General features: G+C 71.8%; 19 protein-coding genes and 1 tRNA gene. 12 read left to right on the top strand and 8 right to left on the bottom strand.

Annotation, left to right across the window (positions count from 1 at the left end; translation table 11 throughout):
• Positions 1-111: 111 nt before the first annotated feature.
• The 5 genes from ACZ6KY_RS40300 (at position 112) to ACZ6KY_RS40280 (ending at position 4,130) form a co-directional block, all read left to right on the top strand.
• Complete coding sequence (locus ACZ6KY_RS40300) at positions 112-1,614, top strand: type III PLP-dependent enzyme domain-containing protein (RefSeq protein ID WP_469315223.1); 1,503 nt, start codon at positions 112-114, stop codon at positions 1,612-1,614.
• A gap of 327 nt (positions 1,615-1,941) precedes the next feature.
• Positions 1,942-2,349 carry a hypothetical protein gene (locus ACZ6KY_RS40295; protein WP_261704018.1) on the top strand — a complete coding sequence of 136 codons (408 nt, stop codon included), beginning with the start codon at positions 1,942-1,944 and terminating at the stop codon, positions 2,347-2,349.
• Entirely contained in the window at positions 2,346-3,158 is an 813-nt protein-coding gene (locus ACZ6KY_RS40290; RefSeq protein ID WP_469315222.1) for a transcriptional regulator, read from the top strand. Before ACZ6KY_RS40295 ends, ACZ6KY_RS40290 begins: the two co-directional genes overlap by 4 nt.
• Positions 3,159-3,222: 64 nt before the next feature.
• The gene (locus ACZ6KY_RS40285) at positions 3,223-3,741 is read left to right on the top strand and encodes a roadblock/LC7 domain-containing protein (RefSeq protein WP_469315221.1); all 519 of its coding nucleotides are present in this window, start codon (positions 3,223-3,225) and stop codon (positions 3,739-3,741) included.
• A 14-nt stretch (positions 3,742-3,755) separates the two neighbouring features.
• On the top strand, positions 3,756-4,130 hold the full coding sequence (locus ACZ6KY_RS40280) for a roadblock/LC7 domain-containing protein (RefSeq protein ID WP_469315220.1): 375 nt from the start codon (positions 3,756-3,758) through the stop codon (positions 4,128-4,130).
• 11 nt (positions 4,131-4,141) lie between these two features.
• Here the strand turns inward: ACZ6KY_RS40280 and ACZ6KY_RS40275 are convergent, their stop codons facing one another.
• The 3 genes from ACZ6KY_RS40275 to ACZ6KY_RS40265 all read right to left on the bottom strand — a co-directional run bounded on the left by ACZ6KY_RS40275 (position 4,142) and on the right by ACZ6KY_RS40265 (position 7,602).
• Positions 4,142-4,711: a hypothetical protein gene (locus tag ACZ6KY_RS40275; RefSeq protein ID WP_469315219.1), complete on the bottom strand. Its 570-nt coding sequence runs from the start codon at positions 4,709-4,711 to the stop codon at positions 4,142-4,144.
• A gap of 180 nt (positions 4,712-4,891) precedes the next feature.
• A complete protein-coding gene (locus ACZ6KY_RS40270; protein ID WP_469315234.1) occupies positions 4,892-5,761 on the bottom strand; it encodes a MurR/RpiR family transcriptional regulator in 870 nt (289 codons plus the stop codon).
• 137 nt (positions 5,762-5,898) lie between these two features.
• A complete protein-coding gene (locus ACZ6KY_RS40265) occupies positions 5,899-7,602 on the bottom strand; it encodes an aromatic amino acid ammonia-lyase (protein ID WP_469315218.1) in 1,704 nt (567 codons plus the stop codon).
• Between the two features lie 163 nt (positions 7,603-7,765).
• On the opposite strand from ACZ6KY_RS40265, the gene ACZ6KY_RS40260 reads away from it, so the two are divergent.
• Positions 7,766-8,203, top strand: a complete 438-nt coding sequence (locus ACZ6KY_RS40260) for a hypothetical protein (RefSeq protein WP_469315217.1) — start codon at positions 7,766-7,768, stop codon at positions 8,201-8,203.
• 581 nt (positions 8,204-8,784) lie between these two features.
• Here ACZ6KY_RS40260 and ACZ6KY_RS40255 read toward each other — a convergent pair.
• Positions 8,785-10,179: a cystathionine beta-synthase gene (locus tag ACZ6KY_RS40255; RefSeq protein ID WP_469315216.1), complete on the bottom strand. Its 1,395-nt coding sequence runs from the start codon at positions 10,177-10,179 to the stop codon at positions 8,785-8,787.
• A gap of 144 nt (positions 10,180-10,323) precedes the next feature.
• Between ACZ6KY_RS40255 and ACZ6KY_RS40250 the strand changes: the two genes are divergently transcribed.
• From ACZ6KY_RS40250 to ACZ6KY_RS40240, 3 genes are all read left to right on the top strand, one after another.
• Positions 10,324-11,352, top strand: a complete 1,029-nt coding sequence (locus ACZ6KY_RS40250; RefSeq protein ID WP_469315215.1) for an SGNH/GDSL hydrolase family protein — start codon at positions 10,324-10,326, stop codon at positions 11,350-11,352.
• Between the two features lie 488 nt (positions 11,353-11,840).
• The gene (locus ACZ6KY_RS40245) at positions 11,841-13,061 is read left to right on the top strand and encodes an acetyl-CoA C-acetyltransferase (protein WP_469315214.1); all 1,221 of its coding nucleotides are present in this window, start codon (positions 11,841-11,843) and stop codon (positions 13,059-13,061) included.
• A 292-nt stretch (positions 13,062-13,353) separates the two neighbouring features.
• Positions 13,354-14,151: a hypothetical protein gene (locus ACZ6KY_RS40240; RefSeq protein WP_469315233.1), complete on the top strand. Its 798-nt coding sequence runs from the start codon at positions 13,354-13,356 to the stop codon at positions 14,149-14,151.
• A 184-nt stretch (positions 14,152-14,335) separates the two neighbouring features.
• On the opposite strand, the gene ACZ6KY_RS40235 is transcribed toward ACZ6KY_RS40240, so the two are convergent.
• The gene (locus ACZ6KY_RS40235) at positions 14,336-14,647 is read right to left on the bottom strand and encodes a hypothetical protein (protein WP_469315213.1); all 312 of its coding nucleotides are present in this window, start codon (positions 14,645-14,647) and stop codon (positions 14,336-14,338) included.
• Positions 14,648-14,751: 104 nt separating this feature from the next.
• Here ACZ6KY_RS40235 and ACZ6KY_RS40230 point away from each other — a divergent pair, with 104 nt between their 5' ends.
• The gene (locus ACZ6KY_RS40230; RefSeq protein WP_103550712.1) at positions 14,752-14,982 is read left to right on the top strand and encodes a DUF4287 domain-containing protein; all 231 of its coding nucleotides are present in this window, start codon (positions 14,752-14,754) and stop codon (positions 14,980-14,982) included.
• A gap of 106 nt (positions 14,983-15,088) precedes the next feature.
• On the opposite strand, the gene ACZ6KY_RS40225 is transcribed toward ACZ6KY_RS40230, so the two are convergent.
• From ACZ6KY_RS40225 to ACZ6KY_RS40215, 3 genes are all read right to left on the bottom strand, one after another.
• Complete coding sequence (locus tag ACZ6KY_RS40225) at positions 15,089-15,970, bottom strand: Bax inhibitor-1/YccA family protein (protein WP_469315212.1); 882 nt, start codon at positions 15,968-15,970, stop codon at positions 15,089-15,091.
• A gap of 247 nt (positions 15,971-16,217) precedes the next feature.
• On the bottom strand, positions 16,218-17,402 hold the full coding sequence (locus tag ACZ6KY_RS40220; RefSeq protein ID WP_469315211.1) for a 4-hydroxybenzoate 3-monooxygenase: 1,185 nt from the start codon (positions 17,400-17,402) through the stop codon (positions 16,218-16,220).
• Positions 17,403-17,629: 227 nt separating this feature from the next.
• Positions 17,630-17,712: transfer RNA gene (locus ACZ6KY_RS40215), tRNA-Leu, on the bottom strand.
• Between the two features lie 447 nt (positions 17,713-18,159).
• Between ACZ6KY_RS40215 and ACZ6KY_RS40210 the strand changes: the two genes are divergently transcribed.
• Positions 18,160-18,978, top strand: coding sequence for an ABC transporter ATP-binding protein (locus ACZ6KY_RS40210; RefSeq protein ID WP_469315210.1), 819 nt, complete (start codon positions 18,160-18,162; stop codon positions 18,976-18,978).
• A 259-nt stretch (positions 18,979-19,237) separates the two neighbouring features.
• A complete protein-coding gene (locus ACZ6KY_RS40205) occupies positions 19,238-21,790 on the top strand; it encodes an ABC transporter permease (RefSeq protein ID WP_469315209.1) in 2,553 nt (850 codons plus the stop codon).
• Positions 21,791-21,954 lie beyond the last annotated feature (164 nt).

Here is a 21,954-nt window from a genome sequence, read left to right as displayed (position 1 = left end):
AATAGGTGCACGCCCCCGCACGCGCTCCTCACGGATGTTTGGCTGGGATGTATGGGCGCAGACATGGACAGGGCAGGGGGACCGGCGGGCGACGGGGCGAGGGGGGCCGCGATGTCTTCGGCAGAACCTTCGAGGACGCCTTCGGGCGACGGCGACGCGACGGCGCATGAGGACGAACGGGCGGACGGGGACGGAACGACGGGCGGGGTCAGGACCGCGCCTGACCGCGGGCCGGGGGCCGAGTCGGGGGCCGCGTCGGACTCCGAGCGGGTCTCCCGGCGGGACGACGCCGTGCGTGCCGCCGTGGAACAGGGCCTCCTCACCTCGGACCACCCCATCGTCGCGCTCCTCGACGTCCCCGGCATCCGGGCCTCCGCCGCCGCGCTGCACGCCGCCTTCGACGCGGTGACCGCGCCCGGCACTCCGGTGCTGCACGCCTTCGCGGTGAAGGCGACACCCCTCGTGCCGGTGCTGCGGCTGCTGCGCGAGCAGGGCATCGGCGCGGAGGTGGCGAGCCCCGGAGAGCTCGCGCTCGCCCGCACGGCCGGAATCCCGCCCGCTCTGACCGTGCTCGACTCTCCGGCCAAGACGCCCGCCGAACTGCGCGAGGCACTTGAGCTGGGCATCGCGGTCAACGCGGACAGCCCGCAGGAGCTGGAGCGCATCGACGCCGTCGTCCGCTCGGCGGCCACCGGCTCCCCCATCGGACTCCGGGTGAACCCGCAGGTCGGCGGAGGTTCGATCGGGGCGCTGTCCACGGCCACGGCGACCTCCAAGTTCGGGGTCGCGCTGCTGGACGAGGGGGCCCGCGCGTGGATCGTGCGGGCGTACGCCGACCGCCCCTGGCTCACCCGGCTGCACGCGCACTCGGGATCACAGGGCATGCCGCTCTCCCTGATGGCGCGGGGCGTGGCGGAGACGTACGCGCTGGCGGAGGAGATCAACCGGCACGTCGGACGACAGCAGGTCGACACGATCGACATCGGCGGCGGGCTGCCGGTCAACTTCGGCTCCGACGCGACGACACCGGCGTACGCCCGTTACGCACGGCTGCTCGCCGAGGTGGTGCCGGGACTGTTCGACGGGCGCTACGGGCTGGTCACCGAGTTCGGGCGGTCGCTGCTCGCCAAGCACGGGACGGTGCTGGCGCGGGTCGAGTACGCGAAGTCCGCCGGGGGCCGGGCCATCGCGGTCACGCATGCCGGGGTGCAGGTGGCGACCCGTACGGTGTACGCGCCGGCGGCCTGGCCGCTGCGGATCGCCGCGTACGACGCGAAGGGCCGGCCCAAGACGGGGCCGGACGTCGTCCAGGACGTCGCGGGCCCCGCCTGTTTCGCGGGCGACCTGCTGGCGGAGGGCCGCGCGCTGCCGCTGCTCGAACAGGGCGACCACGTGGCCGCGTTGGACACCGGCGCTTACTGTTTCGCCCACCACTACGCGTACAACTCCCTCGCCCGCCCCGGCGTCTACGGCTTCGCACCGGCCGGCGACGACGCGGGAGGCGCCGACGGCACGGGAGGCGTGCGCTTCGCGGTCGTACGGGAGCCGCAGAGCCTCGACGAGATCGTCGCGGAGTCGGGCGGCGCGCACGGGCCGTCGCTCACCGCGCTGTAGCCATCGCCCTCACTCCAGAGCCGGGCGGCACGAACTCCGGACACCTGCGGCACGAACCCCAGGACCGGCGGGGCGAACCAGTGGGACTTCGGGGCGCACACGGCATCCCATGCGCCCGATCACACTCGTGAGCGCCCCTGCCACACCCCCCAGGGCAGCACAAACCGGCCACGGGCGGTTTCGGTGCGCCGGAGAATGTGGTCAGTTGACCCACCTTAGTCACCGCGGGCATGTTCCACAGGAAAATGCCCGATCACTCCCTTCCCGTGCACACAGTGCGTAACTTCGGCGTCACTCGGCCGAACCCTTGGCGGGAGGGGAGACACGGTGCCCGGAATTGACGAGTGCCTGCTGGAAGCCATGACACTGCCCGGTGCGCGGGGTGCCTCGGTGGTCGACTGGACCAGCGGCCTGGCCCTGGGGACGGTGGGCGACGCGCCGGGCGATGACCACGAGACGACCGCGGCGGAGGCCGCCGAGCTGGCCCGGCTCGCCGCGGAGAACCGCTCGTTCGCCCCCAAGGACGGCTCCGACTGGTCCGAGTGGTCCGACCAGGAGACCCCGATCGAAGACTTGATCATCAGCAACCGCGACAGCTATCACGTCCTGCGTTTCGTCCGCACCACCTTCGACAGCAGCGTGTTCCTGCACCTGTGGCTGGGCCGCTCCGACGGCAACCTCGCCCTGGCACGCATCCGGCTCGGCGAGATGGCCGGACGGCTGGTGCTCGTATGACCACGGTCAGGACACCTCCTCCGCCCCGGCTCCCGGTGCGGGACACGGCCCCGAGCGCCGCCGGCGGCGTCTCGCCGATGCTCGGCCGGCTCGCCGACGAGCGGGCCACCGGCGTCCTCATCCGCGAGCGCGGCACCCTCTACCTCGCCGACGGCGAGGTGGTGCACGCCGAGAGCCCCGCCACACCCGGGCTCGACGTGCTGTTCTCCGTCCGCGGCGTACTGGACGCCGAGGTGTGGCAGGAGGCGGTCGCCGCGGCCGGGGCACGCCGCCGGGTCGGCCGGTTCCTGATCGACAGCGGGCGGATCGCGGAGGGCGCGCTGGAACTGTGCCACCTGGGCTCCCTGTACGACGCGGCCTACTTCGTGCTCGGGCCGAGCAGCACCCCGAGCCGCTTCCGCTACGGCGCCGCGCACTGGTTCGGCCCGCTCCGCCCCGTCTCCGTCGCCGCGCTGGAGCGTGAGACGGTGCGCCGGCGCGAACTCCTGCACCGCATATGGCCCGACCCGGCGACCGACACCGCGCCGCTCCGGCGCGCCCTGCTCGCCGCCGGGCCCACGGTGCCGCTGCGCCAGGAGGCCGTCCTCGGCCGGGTGGACGGCGTCCGCACGGCGGCGGACGTGTCCCTCGCGCTGGGGCGGCCCGCCTTCCACACGCTCGTCGACCTGCGCCGACTCGCCGCCGCCGGACTCGTGACGGCCGCTCCCGCACCGCAGCCGCTCCCCCCGCCCAGCGTGCTCACCCAGACCTCCACCGATCCCGACGTCGCGTTGCTGCGACGACTCAGAGACGCGCTGGAGGCCTTGTGAGTCCCAACCCGCGGGAGGCCTTGTGATCCGCGCGCTACGACAGCGTGCCGAGAGGAGACTGCTGATGGCGGCGGAACCCGAAGTCCTCGACGAACTCCATCGGTTGAGGGCCCGTGTGCCCCAGCTGACCGGAGCGCTCGCGGCCAGCGCCGACGGTCTCGTCCTCGCCCACGACACGCCCGGTGTGGAGCCGGACGGCCTGGCCGCGCTCACCGCGGCCGCACTGGGTGTCGCCATACGGATGGCCGAGACCACCGGACACGGCGATCTGCGCGAGCTGCTGGTCCGCGGCGTGCACGGCTATGTGGCGACCTACGCGGCAGGCGGCTCCGCCGTCCTGACGCTGCTGGCCCAGGACCGGGTCAATGTCGGCCGGCTGCACCTGGAGGGACGGCGCTCCGGCACCCGGATCGGGGAGCTCGTCGACGCCGCCACCGCGCGCGGCGAGCTGACCGTCGACCCGCCCAAGACATCCGCGAAGCCCTCGCCGGGCACGTCGCGCACGCGCACGGCACGCGGCACGACCGCCGCGCGCCCCACTTCTACCCCTGCCACCAACCACCCGAGAGCATCAGAGAGTTGAAGGAGCACAGCACCATGACAAACACCGAGACCGCGCTCAAAGAGGCACTGGCGTCCATCGAGGGCGCGACCGGAGCCGCCCTCGTCGACTACACCAGTGGAATGGCGCTGGGCACGATCGGCGGCAGCAAGAACTTCGACCTCACCGTCGCGGCCGCCGGCAACACCGACGTCGTCCGCGCCAAGCTCCGCACCATGGAGCACCTGGGGCTGAAGGGCGACATCGAGGACATCCTGATCACGCTCTCCGACCAGTACCACCTGATCCGGCTGATGAAGGGGCGCGGCGGAAACGGCCTCTTCCTGTACCTGGTGCTCGACCAGAAGCGCGCGAACCTGGCGATGGCCCGGCACCAACTGAAGAGGATCGAAGCCGACCTGGAGGTTTAGTTCCGGCCCGGTCAGCGACGTCGCGCCCCGCCGGGCGCGGCGTCGCCCGCCGCCACTCCGGTGGCCCGGACGGCCCGGACCGGCTTGCCCACAGGGGCACCGGCGCGCGGGCCGAGCCAGTCGACACGCACCCAGATCAGCGCCTGCTCGGCCCGTTCCAGGCGCCCGAGCCGGCCGGCCTTCAGCCACAGTCCGACGCCCGCGCCGGCGAGCAGCATGCCGCCCGCGGCGGGCACGGCGAACGAACTTCCCAGCGCGGCCGCGAAGGCGAGGAGCAGCCACCAGCGGTGGCCCCGGCGCCAGTTGCGCACCGTCACGGCACGGTCCTGGAGCACGTCGTTCTTGCCGGCACGGGCGGCGGACCGGACCAGGGCGGCGTACCGTTTCCCGCGCCAGTACGGCACCACGGCCGCCGCGACGAGAAACAGCGCGGCCCCGGCCATGACGCCGATCCTGCGCCCGGTCAGTCCGGGGAGCACCACCCCGATCCCGGCGGCCGACACCCCGCACCACCACAGCGGTGCGGCTCCCGCCCGCACCACGACGGCCACCCGGGCCAGTCCCTGTCCTCCGCGCGTCACTGTCCGCCTCCCGTCTCAGCGCCTGCACGCCCACGGGTACGTCGCCGACCGCCGCCGCGCCCGTGTGCCTCTGGGCGCGCAGGCTAGCCACGGAAGGTGAGACGAGTCTGAGAAACGCCCGGATTCGCACGCCCGGATTCATGGTCCCGGATTGGTGGTCCCGAATTCGTGCTCCGGCGCCTACTCGACGAACAGTCCCCGCACCGCGGCCCGCGCGTCGAACTGCTCCAACCGCGCCTGCGCGTCCGGCAGGTCGTCGCACATGGCCTCCAGCAGGACGCGGCCCAGCAGCATCGGCGCACACGCCGTGTCGAAGGCGAGGCCGGTGCCGACGGCGGCGGGGAGCAGCAGGTCGGACACCTTCGCCACCGGCGCGAACGCGGAGTCCGCGACCGTGACGACGGTCAGCCCGGCCTCCTTCGCGTAGCCGAGGGCGTCGACGACCTCGCGCGGGTGCCGGGGCAGCGCGAAGCACAGCAGCGAGGTGGCCCCGGCCCGGACGGCCGCGTCGATACGGTCCTGGAGCATCGTGCCGCCCTCGTGCAGCAGCCGTACGTCGGGGTGCACCTTGGCGGCGAAGTAGGCGAAGCCGTAGGCCTGGGAGGCGGCGGCGCGCAGCCCGAGGACGGGCAGCGGACGGGACGCGGCCAGCAGGCGCCCCGCCCTGGCGACCGGGCGCGGATCGGCGAGCACCGCGGCGAGGTGACGCAGGTTCTCGATCTCGGCCTCGACGGCCTGCTGGTACTCGTTGTACGAGGCGGTGTCGGCGGCCGGTTCGGCGGGCGCGACCTCGCGCAGGTGCTTGCGCAGGGCCGGGTAGCCGTCGAAGCCGAGGGCGACCGCGAAGCGGGTGACGGAGGGCTGGCTGACGCCGGCGAGTTCGGCGAGTTCGACGCTGGACAGGAACGGCACGTCGGCGGCGCGCCGCACCATGCTGTGGGCGATGCGCCGCTGGGTCGGCGTGAGCCGGCGCCCCTCGAAGAGGGCCTGGAGCCGCCCGGCGGGACTGTCGCTCACACCCGTGTCGCCCTCCACGCCACCGTCCCCCATCACCTTCACGTTCCCGTTCGCCTTCCCGTCCCGGTCCCCGTTCGCCTTCCCGTCCACGTCCACGTTCCCGTTCCCGTCCACGCCGGCGCTTCCGCCCCCGCTCCTGTCGCTGCCGCCGGCCCTGTCGCTGCCCGTGCTCATGACGTGCTCCCCCTCCAGATGTCCGTGAACCGGTCGAGCAGGGCGGCAGCCGCCGTCACATCGTCCGTGAGCGGCCGGTCGGCCTGCTCCGCGTCGAGCAGTTCCTCGGCCAGCTCCAGTGCCCGCCCGGCCGGCAGCTCCGGGTCGGGCCGCAGATCGCGCTGGCGCAGCGCCCGTACGGCGGCGACCGGTTCGCAGCCGACGACGAGACGGTACGCACCGCACGCTCGCAGCGTCTGGCGTGCGGCGAGCGAGGCGAAGCTCGCCTGTTCCTCGACGCCCCGGGAGAGTACAGCGTGGCCGAGCGAGGCGGGCGCGGAGAAGGCCCGCAGGTCACCGAGTGCGGCACCGGCCGCGTACTCCAGGATCATCACGCCGGAGGAGGCCGGTTCGTGGTCGGCGAGGAAGGGGCGCAACCGGGTGTAGGCGGGTTCGTTGAGGGTGGACAGCCGTGAGGTGGACAGGCGTGCCACCTGGGTGACGGCGAGCCTGAAGTGGTCCAGGGCGAGGGCGAGTTGGGCCTGGTAGAAGCCGCCGTGGTGGTAGGCGGCCATGTCCTCGGGGGAGATGAGGGGGTTCTCCGCGGCGGCGTTGATCTCCACCGCGAGGACCGCCTCCAGCGCGTCCGCCGCGTCGTGCGCGGGACCGTGGATCTGCGGGAGACAGCGGAAGCCGTACGGGTCCTGGATCCGCCCGAGCGGTGGCGTGGGCCGGTCCGCGGCACCGATCAACTCCCGCATCCTGCGCGCCACTTCGACGGACCCCCGGTGCGGCCTGGCGGCGTGCACGGGCGCCGCGTACGCCTCGTGGGACCCGTCGACCGCCAGCAGCGACAGGGCCGCGACGACCTGCGTGGCACCGATCAGCCCGCGCAGTTCGTGCAGCGCGAGCGCGGCCTGCCCGAGGGTGAGCGCGTTGCTGCTGATGAGCGCGAGCGCGTCGTTGTTGTCGAGCGCCTGCGGCTCGGGAGCGATGCCTCCGCCGGGGCGCGTAACCGGCCCCGCGCCGTCCCGCACCACCGAGCCGTCCGTACCCCGCCGGGCCCACGCCCCGTCCCGTGGGCCCCCGGCCCTCGGGCCCCGGACGCCCACCGCCCCCGCATCCGCATCCGCATCCGCCCCACCGGACCCCCCGTACACCCCGCCGGGCCCCTCACCGCACACCGAACCGTCCGGCCCTCGCCACGGGTGCTCCCCCGCGAGGGCCAGGCCCAGCTGCGCCAGGGCGGCGATGTCTCCGGTGCCGACCGAGCCGAACTCGTTGACGACCGGGTACGCGCCGCTCTCCAGCGCCTCGCACAGCGCCGTCACGACGGTGGGCCGCAGTCCCGCGCCGCCCGCGAGGAGCTGGTTCGCGCGGACGGCGAGCATCGCGCGGACCTGCCGGGCGGGCAGTTCCTCGCCGATGGCGCCGGCGTGGCTGCGCAGCAGGCGCAGGCCGTGGCCGGCGGCCGCTTCGGAGGGCACGTCCTCGTTCCGGTTCGCGCCGACTCCGGTGGAGCGGCCGTAGACGCGGCCGGTGGCGGCGATCTGCCGGGCGGCGCACCAGGACTCCTCGACCCGCTTCATCGCGTCCGTGCCGGGAACCGGCCGCGCGGCCCCGTCGGCGAGCCGTACGACGTCGTCGACACCGGTGCCGCGACCGTCCAGGACCACGAGCGCGACGTCGCCAGGAGGCGTCACCGCACACGACGTGTCCATGATCCGAGACGACACCACGCGCACACCCTTCTATTCAGGTACCGAGAACTCTGCATGACGATATGCAGACCGGGCAAGGGGCACCTTCCGGGGGCTCGGCCCAGCCGCAACAGGGGGGCTATCCCCAGTGCCACGCGGACCTCGGCTGCCTAACGTGAAAGACATGACCGGTATGGAAGCCCGCCATGACGACGCGGAACTGAAGAAGGAACTCAACGCCACCCTGCACGCGCGCAGGGAACTCGGCGACGAGTACGAGTCCGCGCTGGTCGACTCGTTCCTGGAGAAGGTCGAGCAGCGCCTCGACGGCGCCGTCGACCGCCGGGTGCGGCGCCAGCTCGCCGAGCAGCAGATGGTGGTGGCACGCGGCGCGCGTTCGCCCCAGTCGTCCGACTCCTGGGGCGAGCGTTTCGGCTTCGGGATCGTCTCGCTCGTCCTCGCGGTCCCGCTGTCCGCGATCGGCGGCGGAATCGCGCACCTGCCCGGCCTGCTCGCCGCCTGGGCCGGCATCGTCGGAGTGAACGTGGTCCAGGCGGCGCGCCTCTCCCCGGGCTTCTTCGGCCGCCGCAAGCCCCGGCCGGAGTCCGACTGGGAGGAGTAGGCGCCGCCGCGAAGCCCTGCCGGTCCCCCGGAACGGACGCCCGTACCGGGGAGCGGGCGCCGCGCGGCCCCGTACGGCGCACGAAAGGGCCCGGCACTCGAGACGAGTGCCGGGCCCTTCGACGTGTTGCGCGGGGACCGCCGCACCCCCGATACCGGGGGGCGGGACGACGGCGGTCCCCGCGAGGGACGCGGGCCGGGTCAGGACCGGGCTTGCGCGTCCTAGGCGTCCATGGAGGTCCGGGAGCCGCTCCGGAGGTCCTTGGCGCCGTTCTGTCGCCGGCCGGGGCGGGGAGCCGCTCCCGCCCTGCCGACACCCACTAATGTGCCGGACCCGTGTTAAGCGGGTGCTGCGCGGACGTGACGCGCTCGTACCACTTCCGCGAAGTTCACCTCGGCCTGAGCCGCAAGATCCACACGGATCCGACACTTCGAACAAATATCCTGCGCCGGACCGGGACGACCGGACGTTGTACGCCCGGAACCGCCCCCGACCGTCACCCATGCGCCCCGGGCCACCGTCCGGCGCCCACCGCGGCTGCCTCCCGTGGCCCCCCGGACGCCTCCCGGGGGCCCGCCCCGCTACGCCCTGGTGCCGCCCTTGGCCAGGAAGGAGAGGAGGTCCTGCCGGCTGACGACACCGGTGGGCTTGCCCTCGACGAGCACGATCGCGGCATCCGCGCGACCGAGCACGGACATCAGGTCGGCGACCGGCTCACCGGATCCGACCTGAGGCAGCGGCGACGACATGTGCTTCTCCAGCGGGTCCTCCAGGGAGGCCCGCTTGGTGAACAGCGCGTCGAGGAGCTCGCGCTCGACGACCGACCCGATGACCTCGGCGGCCATCACGTCCGGGTGACCGGCGCCCGGCTTGACGATCGGCATCTGCGAGACGCCGTACTCGCGCAGCACCTCGATGGCCTCGCCGACGGTCTCCTCCGGGTGCATGTGGACGAGCGAGGGGATCGTGGCCCCCGCCTTGTCGTTCAGCACGTCGGCGACACGGGCGCTCGGGCCGGTGTCCTCCAGGAAGCCGTAGTCGGCCATCCACTCGTCGTTGAAGATCTTGCTGAGGTAGCCGCGCCCGCTGTCGGGGAGCAGCACGACCACGACGTCGTCGGGGCCGAGGCGCTCGGCGACCCGCAGCGCGGCGACCACGGCCATGCCGCAGGAGCCGCCGACGAGCAGCCCCTCCTCCTTGGCCAGCCGGCGCGTCATCTGGAAGGAGTCCTTGTCGGACACGGCGACGATCTCGTCCGCGACCGTACGGTCGTACGCGGTCGGCCAGAAGTCCTCACCGACGCCCTCGACCAGGTAGGGCCGGCCCGAGCCGCCGGAGTACACGGACCCCTCCGGGTCGGCGCCGACGACCTGCACCTTGCCGTCGCTGGCGTCCTTCAGATACCGGCCGGTACCGGAGATCGTGCCGCCGGTCCCCACACCCGCGACGAAATGGGTGATCTTCCCCTCCGTCTGCTCCCACAGTTCGGGGCCGGTCGAGTGATAGTGCGAGAGGGGGTTGTTCGGGTTGGAGTACTGGTCGGGCTTCCAGGCCCCCGGCGTCTCCCGCACCAGCCGGTCGGAGACGTTGTAGTACGAGTCCGGGTGCTCCGGGTCGACGGCGGTGGGGCAGACCACGACCTCGGCCCCGTACGCGCGCATCACGTTGATCTTGTCGGTGGAGACCTTGTCGGGGCACACGAAGATGCAGTGGTACCCCTTCTGCTGCGCCACGATGGCGAGCCCCACACCGGTGTTCCCACTGGTCGGCTCGACGATCGTGCCGCCGGGCTTGAGGTCGCCGCTCTCCTCCGCGGCCTCGATCATGCGCATGGCGATGCGGTCCTTCACGGATCCGCCGGGGTTGAAGTACTCGACCTTCGCCAGGACGGTCGCCTGGATCCCCGCGGTCACGTTGTTGAGCCTCACCAGCGGGGTGTTGCCGACGAGACTGATCATCGAGTCGTGGAATTGCACCGTTGTCTCCGGAGCTGCGTTTTCAACAGGAATGGTCACGTCAGCCTACGGCCCTGAACAGCCGTTCACGCGCCGTTGAGATTGGCCCACCCGCTCTTCGGGGCAAGCAGTGGTTGTACGGCTACAAGGAGGTGGCGGCGACGGATGTCGAGCATGTCGAGGGCGAGGGTGGCCCGGCGGATCGCTGCGGGCGCGGCGTACGGCGGGGGCGGGGTCGGACTGGTGGGCGCGGCGGCCGTCGGCCTGGTGCTGGCCGAGGTGCAGCTGGCGAAGCGGCATGTGGGCAACGGGCACGCTCCCTACGCCCCGCGCGCGGACGGTCTCTACGGGTACGACTACACCGGTGCCCCCGCTGACGAACCCCCTCTGCGCCTGACGATGCTCGGCGACTCGACGGCCGCGGGACAAGGGGTGCGGCGGGCCCGCCAGACGCCGGGCGCGCTGCTGTCCTCCGGGCTCGCGGCGGTGGCCGAGCGGCCGGTGGAGCTGTGCAATGTGGCGCTGCCCGGCGCCCAGTCGGACGACCTGGACCGCCAGGTCGCGCTCGCCCTCACGGACACCTCCCGGCTGCCCGACATCTGCGTGATCATGATCGGCGCGAACGACGTGACGCACCGGATGCCGCCGACGCGCTCCGTACGTCACCTGTCGGCGGCGGTACGCCGGCTGCGCACGGCCGGCGCGGAGGTGGTCGTCGGCACCTGTCCCGACCTGGGCACGGTCGAGCAGGTGCAGCAACCGCTGCGCTGGCTGGCCCGGCGGGCGTCCAGACAGCTCGCCGCCGCGCAGACGATCGGGACGGTCGAGCAGGGCGGGCGCACGGTCTCGCTGGGCGACCTGCTGGGTCCGGAGTTCGAGGCGAACCCGCGCGAGCTGTTCGGCCCCGACCACTACCACCCCTCGGCTGAGGGGTACGCCACGGCGGCCATGGCGCTCCTGCCGACGGTCTGCGCGGCGCTCGGCCTCTGGCCGGCCGAGGAGGAGCGTCCGGACATCTCGCGGCACGAGGGATTCCTGCCGGTCGCCCGTGCGGCCGCGGAGGCCGCCTCCGAGCCCGGCACCGAGGTCGCCGCCGCCATGCCCACCGGCCCCCGGGGCCCCTGGGCCCTCCTCAAACGCCGCCGCCGCCAACGCCTCCCCGCCACGGACCCGGCCCCGACCCCGTCCCCATGACTCCGTCCCCCGGGCTCCGGGCTCCGGGCTCCGGGCTCCGGGGACGGTCCCAGGCCGGGAGGGCGCGTTCCCGACTGCGGGTGCGTGGGGGCTGGTCGCGCAGTTCCCCGCGCCCCTGCCCTCGTCACCCGGCCCGGCACCAGAAGTCCAGCCCCTCCGACGCTTGACGAGCGAGGGCGGGGCAGAGCCCGAAATCAGCCCCTCCGACGCTTGACGAGCGAGGGCGGGGCAGAGCCCGGATTCAGCCCCTCCGGCGTTTGAGGAGCGGGGTCTGGGGCAGAGCCCCAGAAAGGCCGGCCCAAGAGGGGCTCACCCCTCGGCAAGCCCCCCGTGCAACGGGCCCCCCGCAAAAGGCGCCCCCGCCAGAGAAAAGCAAGCGCTTAGAAAAGTGCGTCCGGTGTCACACACCAAGACCGGTGACCTCGACGGTACGTACGGGTAACTTCCCAACCAGCCCTGCACACTTCCCGTACGCCAATGGAGCCGTGATGCCCGAAGCCGTGATCGTCTCAGCCACCCGCTCCCCGATCGGCCGCGCCTTCAAGGGCTCCCTGAAGGACGTGCGCCCCGACGACCTGACCGCCACGATCATCCAGGCCGCCCTCGCCAAGGTCCCCGAGCTCGACCCGAGGGACATCGACGACCTGATGCTCGGCTGCGGCCTCCCCGGCGGCGAGCAGGGCCACAACCTCGGCCGGATCGTGGCCGTGCAGATGGGAATGGACCACCTCCCGGGCTGCACCATCACCCGTTACTGTTCCTCCTCCCTCCAGACCTCCCGCATGGCCCTGCACGCCATCAAGGCGGGCGAGGGCGACGTCTTCATCTCGGCGGGCGTCGAGATGGTGTCGCGTTCCGTCAAGGGCACCTCCGACGGCATGCCCGACACCCACAACCCGCTCTTCGCCGACGCCGAGGCCCGCACGGTCGAGGTCGCGCAGTCGGAGGGTTCGACCTGGCGCGACCCGCGCGAGGACGGCCTGATCCCGGACGCGTACATCGCGATGGGCCAGACCGCCGAGAACCTGGCCCGCCTCAAGGGCGTCACCCGCCAGGACATGGACGAGTTCGGCGTGCGCTCGCAGAACCTCGCCGAGGAAGCCGTCAAAAACGGCTTCTGGGAGCGCGAGATCACCCCGATCACGACCCCGGACGGCACGGTCGTCAGCAAGGACGACGGCCCGCGCGCGGGGGTGACGCTGGAGGGCGTCCAGGGCCTCAAGCCGGTCTTCCGCCCCGACGGCATGGTCACCGCGGCCAACTGCTGCCCGCTGAACGACGGCGCCGCCGCCCTCGTGATCATGTCCGACACGAAGGCCCGCGAGCTCGGCCTGACCCCGCTCGCCCGCATCGTCTCGACCGGCGTCACCGGCCTCTCCCCCGAGATCATGGGCCTCGGCCCGGTGGAGGCCAGCAGGCAGGCGCTCCGCCGCGCCGGTCTCACCGTCGACGACATCGACCTGTTCGAGATCAACGAGGCCTTCGCGGCCCAGGTGATCCCGAGCTACCGCGACCTGGACATCCCGCTGGACAAGCTGAACGTGAACGGCGGCGCCATCGCCGTCGGCCACCCCTTCGGCATGACCGGCGCCCGCATCACCGGCACGCTCATCAACAGCCTCCAGTTCCACGACAAGCAGTTCGGTCTGGAGACCATGTGTGTCGGCGGCGGTCAGGGCATGGCGATGGTCATCGAGCGCCTGAGCTGACAGCGGTGACCCGTTCCCGTAACGGGAGTTGAACCCAGCGTGAACGAATCGGCCCAGAAGCCCGTAACCACCGGGACTCTGGGCCGATTTGTGATCCAATCCCCCCCAAGATGTGACCTTTGTCCCTTCGGGTGGTCATTTCCGCAGCTCAGAGCCGTTGTGCGGCTAAACCCGAGGCCCAAAGTCCTGTCCTATTCGTGACGTTACGCACTGACAGTTTGATGGTTCGCCCTTCAAGCTGATGTAGGAAGTCGGGGGCCGACTTTGAACCGGGAGTACGTCAGTGAGCGCCATGCCGATTGCTTTGCTGCTCACCACCGCCGCCACCGCGGCCGTGGGCGTCGCCGTTCTGCACACGCTGCAGAGTCTGCGTCGGCAGGTCGCAGCCCTGCACAGTGAACTCACCGAGAGCCGCGCCGGAGCCGCGCGGGGTCTCGTGCCCGCCGCGCGCGGAGCCGCCGACGCGGACGAGATACGCATGGCCGTGGCCGAGGCGCTCGCCGACGAGCGGGAGCGGGAGCTCGCCGAGGCGCGGGCCTTCTGGGCCGCCCAGGAGGCGCGTGACGCCTCCGACGCGCCCTCGCTGCTCGGCCTGCCGGACAGCGAACTGTTCCTGCCGCGCCACTCGGACCTCGTGGGCCTGGAGCACCTGGAGCCGGTGGCCGAGGCCGGTACGGACCTCGATGAGTTCCTCCAGACCGGTACCGCCGGCGACTCCCCGGAACTCGCCGCGGCCCGCCGCCGTCACCCCTCGCACCCGGACTTCGTTCCCGTCCAGTCACCCGTGGTCAACGACCACGAACGCACGGTGGCCTGCCTGGAGGAGCTCGCCGAGTCCCGCACGGAGCTGGCGGACGTCCGCCCCGGCCCGCTCGGCACCCTCGACGTCTACGTCTTCGCCGACGGTACGACCCTGTGCATGACCCCGGGCCACCGCGAGACCGCGCTGCGGCTCGCCGCGGCCCTGGAGGCCGGCCAGACCCCGGTCCTGCTCGGCGGCTCCGGTGTCTCGGGCGCGTACGCCCTGACCTTCGCCTTCGGCGAGGAGAACGTCTACATCCTGGCGGACCGCGTCATAGCGTCACTGTGACCCACGCGCCCCGTACGCCCTCGCAGTGACCCGCGCGCCCCGGTGAGCCGCACGCCGTCGCGGTGATCCGCACGGCACCTCTGCGCACCGCGCGGCCTCGACGTGGCCGATGGCCGCCCCCTCCCCCGAAGCGGGGGCTGACACACCGAAGAGGCCGCCAACCGCGCCGGAGTCGATCAACCGATCAGACCCCGGCGCGTTTCTGTGCCTCCGCCACGAGCGTGACCGCTTCCGCGAGTTCCTCCTCGTTCCTCAGTACGAGGGCGAAGTCGTGCGCGGCGACCGTGATTTGGTCGGCGGCGGCGAACATCCCGGCGTCGGGCATCTCCCGGGGCTCCCCCGACGGGTCCTCGACCCGCTGGGTGCGCAGCGCGAACTCCCTGGCCAGCCCTAGCGCCTCGGCTGCCGCACCTCGTTGCAGGCGGCTCTGCGGTGCGGCCCGCAACCGGTCGGCGAAGTGGTCCACGGCACGGGTCAACGGCGTCGTATCCAGCACGCCGCGAGACTACGCGCAGCGGCGGGACTGTTGCCAACAACCCAACCCTCAGGCACGGTGGCGTGAAGGACCGGCTTACATCCCCTTTGCGTTCGGAGGCGCCGATGTCCCAAGTCTTCTCCGAGGAGACCCATCGCAACCTGCTCGCCCGCATCCCCCATTGCACCGGTCGTGAGATCTCCGACTGGCTTCGCACCGTCGACGAAGGCCCCGCCCTCTTCCGCTTCGAGGAGAAGGTCAGCTGGCTCCGCGCCGAGCACGACCTCGCGTACGGCCACGCCAAAGCGATCATTCATGAGTACGACCTGAGGAGGGCCGCGCGCAAACTGCTGTGAGCGCGCACCACCGAGACGACAGGCACCCGACGACGAAGGGTCCGCGAACCGGTGGTTCGCGGACCCTTCAGGTCACACATGACGGCCTGTCCGGCCGTCGGCGCCGCTAGTCGCGGCCGGTGAAGATGGCGACCAGTCGCAGCATCTCCATGTAGATCCACACGAGGGTCACGGTCAGGCCGAACGCGGCCAGCCATGCCTCTTCCTTCGGCGCGCCGTAGGTGATGCCGTCCTCGATCTGCTTGAAGTCGAGGGTCAGGAAGAACGCGCCGATCAGGATCGCCAGGATGCCGACGATCGCGCCGAGCGGACCGTTGCTGCGCAGTCCGCCGTCCGGGGCGACACCGAAGGCGACCAGCAGCAGGTTCACCGCCATGACGACGATGAAGGCGATGGCGATGGTCATGCCGATGCGCGCGTACCGCGCGGTCACCCGGATCCAGCCCGCCTTGTAGACGAGCAGGGTGGCGCCGGTGACCGCCATGGTGCCGAGCACGGCCTGGAACGGGGCGCCGTGCCACCGAGCGTTGTACATCTCGCTGATGACCCCGAGGAAGACGCCTTCGAAGGCGGCGTACCCGATGATCAGCGCGGGCGAGGCTGTGCGCTTGAAGGACTGCACCATCGCGAGCACGAAGGCGACCAGCGCGGAGCCGACGGCCAGGCCGTAACTCGTGGTGGAGACCGGCAGCAGCGCCCAGGCCAGGACGGCACCGACGACGACGGTGCCGAGCGTCATGGCCGAACGCATGACGACGTCGTCCATCGTCATCCGGCCGGTGGTGACCGGGGCCTGCGGCGGAGCGCCCTGCTGAAGGCCCTGCTGTGCGTACGGGTTCTGCGCGTAGGGGTTGCCGCCCTGCTGGGCGTACGGGTTCCCCTGCGTGCCGACAGCGGGTCCCCCGGCCTGCGGCGCCGCGTTGAAGCCCGCGTAGCCGTTGTCGCGGCTGAACCCCCGTCGCGAGAAGACCGGGTTACTGCTCCTCATTTCGCTCCTCCATGGCCACCCTCGTGACCTTGGCTCAAGAGTAATGGGTAGGCAAAGGAATGACCCTAGTGCTTGAGGAGGATCTTTCCCTCGTTGTGCCACCGTACGCGTGTGCCCCCCGGCACGCCCGCACTGGTACGAAGCCGTGACACCAGCTTGGGCGACATCGGCCCCACCGAGATCACCTACCCTCTCGAGCCGCCTCGATCCCGCCCTGTCCCTGTCACCCCGCTCCCGCCCCTTCCGTTCATTCCCGCGCACCGAGCGGGAAGCCCGTGTAAGCCTCCGCGAGGTCCGTCGCGGCCGCGCGCGAGGTCGCGATCCGCTCCAGGCGGGCCAGCTGGACGCGGTCCTCGAAGGGGGTCGTGGCGGGGTCGCGGTGCAGCAGGGTCGTCATGTCGTACGAGAACCGCTCGGCCTGCCAGACCCGGCGCAGACAGGTCTCGGAGTAGGCGTCGAGCCGCTCGGCCGATCCGGTGTCCCTGAGGTGGACCAGGGCGCGGGCGAAGGTGACGACGTCGCCGACGGCGAGGTTGAGGCCCTTGGCACCGGTCGGCGGCACGATGTGGGCGGCGTCCCCGGCCAGGAAGAGCCGGCCGTGCCGCATCGGCTCGTGGACGTAACTCCTCATGGGCGTAACGGACTTGGCGGTAACCGGCCCGCGCCGCAGCCGCCAGTCGTCGTCGGTCTCCAGACGCCGTTCCAGCTCGTCCCAGATCTCCTCGTCGCTCCACGCGTGGGCGTCCGTCCCCTCGGGCACCTGGAGGTAGAGGCGGGAGACGGTGGGCGAACGCATGCTGAGCAGGGCGAAGCCGCGGTCGTGCCGGGCGTAGACGAGCTCGTCGTGCGAGGGCGGGACATCGGCGAGGATGCCGAGCCAGCCGAAGGGGTACGAGCGCTCGAAGGTGCGGGAGAGCGCGGCGGGCACGGCCTTGCGGGCGACGCCCCAGAAACCGTCGCACCCGACGACGTAGTCGCATTCCAGTACGTCCTCGCGCCCCTCGTGCCGGAACCGTACGCGGGCCCGGTCTCCCTCGGCCCCCTCGACGGCCAGCGCCTCGGCCCCGAAGAGCAGCGGCCCGCCCTCCTTGAGCTGCAACGCGATGAGGTCCTTGCACACCTCCGTCTGCGCGTACACCATCACCGAGCGCCCGCCGGTCAGCGCGGGGAAGTCGATCCGCTGCCGCTTCCGCCGGTACCGCAGCTCGATCCCGTCGTGCCGCAGTCCCTCCCGGTCCATCCGCTCCCCGGCCCCGGCGGCCCGCAGCACGTCCACGGTCCCCTGCTCCAGAATCCCGGCCCGCTGCCGCTGTTCGACATAGGCACGGTCCCGGCTCTCCAGGACCACGGACTCGATCCCGGCGCGATGCAGCAGCCTGGCCAGCAGCAACCCGGCCGGCCCGGCCCCGACGATCCCCACGGTGGTACGCATCGCCCCACCCTCCCCTTCCCGATGTTCGCCCAGTGAATTTTCCTTCACCTGCTTACTCCCGCGAGTCTCCGCCGCCGGGGAACCACTGTCAACGACCGGGGACACCCATCGACGCCTGAGCGGGGGTGTGAGAGCAACCGGACCGAGAGCGACCGGAATCGCAGCCGGCGGGCCACGCTCGGAGGGTTCCGACTGTGGCCCGCGCCCTGCGTCGCAGGTGCGGGAAGTGCCCGGAACCGGACTTGAACCGGTACGCCCGCGAGGGGCAGCGAGGTTTAAGCTCGCCGTGTCTGCATTCCACCATCCGGGCAGACCATGGGCTGCGCATCGAGATTCCGAGCCTATCGGGGCGCGTCCCCCGAACAGCGGGCGTGCGGACCGATGTTGTCTTATTTTATTGACGTCTGAGGGTGCATCAGCACGCGGTACAGGCCGTCAGCACTTGCCAACAGCCTTTCGGACGCGCCGGTCCCGCGTACACGAATTGACGGAATTTCACCGTCCGAACAAGGTCGGGACGAGCCGCGACCGAGGTCCCCGGCCGCCTGCCGGGAGAACGGCCGCGCGAAGTACGGTCCACGGAGCTCCGCGGCGCTCCGTCCGAGGGATCCCCGGAGGTCCTCGCGATGCCCGACCCCGACGGCCCTCAGGGGAGTTCCGTCATCCCCAGGTATGACTCGACCGCTCCCGGTCCGACCAAAGGCTGCCTCCGGAACCGGAACAGCGGGTGACTACATCCCGCGGGCCGGCACGGACGATGGAACACGTCCCATCAACGTCGTCGTCCCGACAGGAGCACCCTCCCGTGACCACCACTCCCCTCGCCGGCACAAGCACCGCGGTCGCAGCCCGCGCCACGGAACTGTCGAAGGTCTACGGGCAGGGTGAGACCCAGGTGATCGCCCTCGACCGGGTCACCGTCGACTTCCGGCAGGCCGAGTTCACCGCGATCATGGGGCCCTCGGGGTCCGGCAAGTCAACGCTGATGCACTGCGTGGCGGGACTGGACACCTTCTCCGCCGGCTCGGCGCGTATCGGCGACACCGAACTCGGCTCCCTGAAGGACAAGCAGCTCACCAAGTTGCGCCGGGACAAGATCGGCTTCATCTTCCAGGCGTTCAACCTGCTGCCGACCCTGACGGCCCTGGAGAACATCACCCTCCCGATGGACATCGCGGGCCGCAAGCCCGACAAGGAGTGGCTGGACAAGGTCATCAAGATGATCGGCCTCGCCGACCGTCTGAGCCACCGCCCCTCCCAGCTCTCCGGCGGCCAGCAGCAGCGCGTCGCCGTCGCCCGCGCCCTCGCCTCCCGCCCCGACATCATCTTCGGCGACGAGCCGACCGGGAACCTCGACTCGCGCTCGGGCGCGGAGGTCCTCGGCTTCCTGCGCAACTCCGTACGGGAGCTGGGCCAGACCGTGGTGATGGTGACGCACGACCCGGTGGCCGCCGCCTACGCGGACCGGGTCGTCTTCCTCGCCGACGGCCGGATCGTCGACGAGGTGTACGAGCCGACCGCCGACTCCGTCCTGGACCGCATGAAGGAGTTCGACGGCAAGGGCCGCACCAGCTGACCCCCCGCCGGACCGCTCACCCGGCACCCCGAGCCCTGAGCCTTGAGCGCCGAGCTCCCCGCTCCCCGCTCCCCGCTCCCCGCTCCCCGCTCAGAACTCCGGGCTCCCAGTTCCGGGCACTGAGCACCGAGCACCGACTTCCCGCACCCTTCCGCACGCTCCCCGTGCCGGCCAGCGGCCTTCCGCCGCCTCCCGCGCCCTCTGCGCGCCGGCCCGTGGCTTCCCGCGCCCTCCCGCGACTCCTGGACTGAGAAGACCCATGTTCCGTACCGCCTTGCGCAACGTGTTCGCGCACAAGGCCAGGCTCCTGATGACCGTGCTCGCCGTTCTGCTCGGCGTCGCGTTCGTGTCGGGGACCCTGGTCTTCACCAACACCATCTCGGACGCCTACCAGAAGAGCTCCGCCAAGGGCTTCGACCAGGTCGACGTCGCCATCCACCCGGAGAGCGCGGCGGACACGGGCGACACCGTCGGCAAGACGCACAAGCTGACGCGACCGCTGCTCGACAAGGCGGCCGGCGTGCCGGGTGCCGCCTCCGCGATCGGCGTCGTCAACGGCTTCACCGCCATGGCCGGCAAGGACGGCAAGCTCATCGGCGGCGGCTTCCAGTCGCAGGGCGGCAACTACTGGACCGGCAAGGACGGCGGGAGGGGCGGCGAGAAGGACCCCCGCTATCCGCTGACGGCCGGGCACGCTCCGCACGGCACGGGCGAGGTCGCGATCGACGCGGAGACCGCGAAGCGGGCCGGCTACAAGGTCGGTGACACCGTTCGTCTGTCCGTCGACGGCCCCGTCCTGAAGCCCGTCGTGACCGGCGTCTTCACCACCGACGACGGCAACGTGGCCGCGGGCGGCAGCCTCGCCCTGTTCGACACGGCGACCGCGCAGCGGCTGTTCCACTCGGCCGGCTCCTACGACGAGATCGACGTGAAGGCCGCGCCGGGCACCAGCCAGACCGCGCTGCGCGACGCGATCGACGCCGTCGTACCGAAGGACGTGGCCTCCACCACGACCGGCCGGAAGCTCGCCGACGACCAGGCCGAGCAGATCTCCTCGGCCATGAGCGGCATGAAGACGGGCCTGCTGGTCTTCGCCGGGATCGCGCTGTTCGTCGGCACGTTCATCATCGCCAACACCTTCACCATGCTGGTCGCCCAGCGCACCAAGGAGCTGGCGCTGCTGCGCGCCGTCGGCGCCTCCCGCCGCCAGGTCACCCGGTCTGTGCTGATCGAGGCGTTCGTGGTCGGCGCGGTCGCCGCCGTCGGCGGACTCGCCGCGGGCATCGGCATCGGCGCCGGAATGCGCTCCCTGATGGGCACGCTCGGCGCCACGGTGCCGGACGGCCCGCTGGTCGTCTCGCCCGGCACGGTCGCCACGGCGCTGCTCGTCGGCGTCCTCATCACGATGCTCGCCGCGTGGCTGCCGGGCCGCCGCGCCGCGAAGATCCCGCCGGTCGCCGCGATGAGCAGCGTCCACGCGAAGGCGACGACGAAGTCCCTGGTCCTGCGGAACACGATCGGCGCCCTGCTCGCGGCCACGGGTGTCGCCGTGGTCCTCTACGCGACGACGATGGACGGCTCGGACGGCCAGGCCCCGATGGGTCTCGGCGCGGTGCTGCTCATCATCGGCGTCTTCGTCCTCACGCCGCTGCTGTCCCGTCCGATGATCGCCGCGGCGGCTCCCCTCATGCGCGTCTTCGGGATCTCCGGCAAGCTGGCCCGGCAGAACTCGGTGCGCAACCCGCGCCGTACGGCCGCCACCGCCTCCGCTCTGATGATCGGCCTCACCCTGATCACCGGCATGACCGTGATGGCGGGCAGTCTGCAGAAGTCGATCGACAAGATGGCCAGTTCGGCGATCAGGGCGGACTACGTCGTGTCGATGGCGAACGGCAACTCGCTCTCCCCGGACGTCGAGAAGAAGCTCGCCGCGGTCGACGGGGTCACCGACACCAGCTCGCTGCGCGACGCCCCCGCACGCATCGACCGGCAGACCGAGTTCCTGACCGGCGTCAACGGCGCGGCCATCGGCAAGCTCACCGACCTCGCCGTCACCGACGGCTCGTTCCGGGTCGGCGGCACACGGGTCGTGGTCGACTCCGACACCGCCAAGTCGCATGGCTGGAAGGCCGGTTCGGACTTCAAGGTCTCCTACGAGGACGGCAGGAAGGAGAACCTGACCGTCGCCGGGGTGTACGAGGCCAACGAGATGGTCCGAGGCATCATCCTCGACAACGCCACGCTCTCCCCGCACCAGCGCGACGCCGCCGACATGCAGGTCATGCTGAAGACGTCCGACGGCGCGTCCGCCGCGACCAAGGACAGGCTGGAGAAGGCCCTCGGCGACAACCCCGCCATCAAGGTCCAGGACAGGCAGGACATCTCCGACGACATCGCGAAGATGTTCACGCTGATGCTCAACATGCTCTACGGCCTGCTCGCGATGGCCGTCATCGTCGCTGTCCTCGGTGTCATCAACACCCTCGCGATGTCGGTCTTCGAGCGTTCGCAGGAGATCGGGATGCTCCGCGCGATCGGCCTGGACCGCAAGGGCGTCAAGCGGATGGTCCGTCTGGAGTCCCTGGTCATCTCGCTCTTCGGCGGCGCCCTCGGCGTCGGTCTCGGCGTGTTCTTCGGCTGGGCGGCCGGCCGACTGCTGGGCAGCAGGATGCCGACGTACGAACTGGTCCTGCCCTGGGGCCGGATGGCGGTCTTCCTCCTCCTCGCGGCGGCGGTCGGCATCCTGGCCGCACTGTGGCCGGCCCGCAGGGCGGCCCGCCTGAACATGCTGACGGCGATCAAGTCCGAGTAGCGGAACGGAGCGGCTGCCGTTGGAAGGCAGGGGGAGGGGGGGGGGGTGTGGGTGGGGGGGGGGGGGCCCCCCCCCCCCCCCCCCCCCCCCCCTCCCCTCTTCTCCCCCCCCCCCCCCCCCCCCCCCCCCCCCCCCCCCCCCCCCCCCGACCCACCCACCGGACC

It is taken from the genome of Streptomyces sp. NPDC042002, assembly GCF_055588305.1.
This window is presented reverse-complemented; position numbering and strand designations above follow the sequence as displayed.

Bases quoted from the DNA above. Each gene is read 5' to 3' on its own strand.
- ACZ6KY_RS40250 (WP_469315215.1), top strand. From the start codon at position 10,324: ATGTCGAGCATGTCGAGGGCGAGGGTGGCCCGGCGGATCGCTGCGGGC.
- ACZ6KY_RS40240 (WP_469315233.1), top strand. From the start codon at position 13,354: ATGCCGATTGCTTTGCTGCTCACCACCGCCGCCACCGCGGCCGTGGGC.
- ACZ6KY_RS40260 (WP_469315217.1), top strand. From the start codon at position 7,766: ATGACCGGTATGGAAGCCCGCCATGACGACGCGGAACTGAAGAAGGAA.
- ACZ6KY_RS40225 (WP_469315212.1), bottom strand. From the start codon at position 15,970: ATGAGGAGCAGTAACCCGGTCTTCTCGCGACGGGGGTTCAGCCGCGAC.
- ACZ6KY_RS40300 (WP_469315223.1), top strand. From the start codon at position 112: ATGTCTTCGGCAGAACCTTCGAGGACGCCTTCGGGCGACGGCGACGCG.
- ACZ6KY_RS40210 (WP_469315210.1), top strand. From the start codon at position 18,160: ATGGAACACGTCCCATCAACGTCGTCGTCCCGACAGGAGCACCCTCCC.
- ACZ6KY_RS40205 (WP_469315209.1), top strand. From the start codon at position 19,238: ATGTTCCGTACCGCCTTGCGCAACGTGTTCGCGCACAAGGCCAGGCTC.
- ACZ6KY_RS40280 (WP_469315220.1), top strand. From the start codon at position 3,756: ATGACAAACACCGAGACCGCGCTCAAAGAGGCACTGGCGTCCATCGAG.
- ACZ6KY_RS40270 (WP_469315234.1), bottom strand. From the start codon at position 5,761: ATGGGGGACGGTGGCGTGGAGGGCGACACGGGTGTGAGCGACAGTCCC.
- ACZ6KY_RS40245 (WP_469315214.1), top strand. From the start codon at position 11,841: ATGCCCGAAGCCGTGATCGTCTCAGCCACCCGCTCCCCGATCGGCCGC.
- ACZ6KY_RS40265 (WP_469315218.1), bottom strand. From the start codon at position 7,602: ATGGACACGTCGTGTGCGGTGACGCCTCCTGGCGACGTCGCGCTCGTG.
- ACZ6KY_RS40285 (WP_469315221.1), top strand. From the start codon at position 3,223: ATGGCGGCGGAACCCGAAGTCCTCGACGAACTCCATCGGTTGAGGGCC.
- ACZ6KY_RS40220 (WP_469315211.1), bottom strand. From the start codon at position 17,402: ATGCGTACCACCGTGGGGATCGTCGGGGCCGGGCCGGCCGGGTTGCTG.
- ACZ6KY_RS40230 (WP_103550712.1), top strand. From the start codon at position 14,752: ATGTCCCAAGTCTTCTCCGAGGAGACCCATCGCAACCTGCTCGCCCGC.
- ACZ6KY_RS40290 (WP_469315222.1), top strand. From the start codon at position 2,346: ATGACCACGGTCAGGACACCTCCTCCGCCCCGGCTCCCGGTGCGGGAC.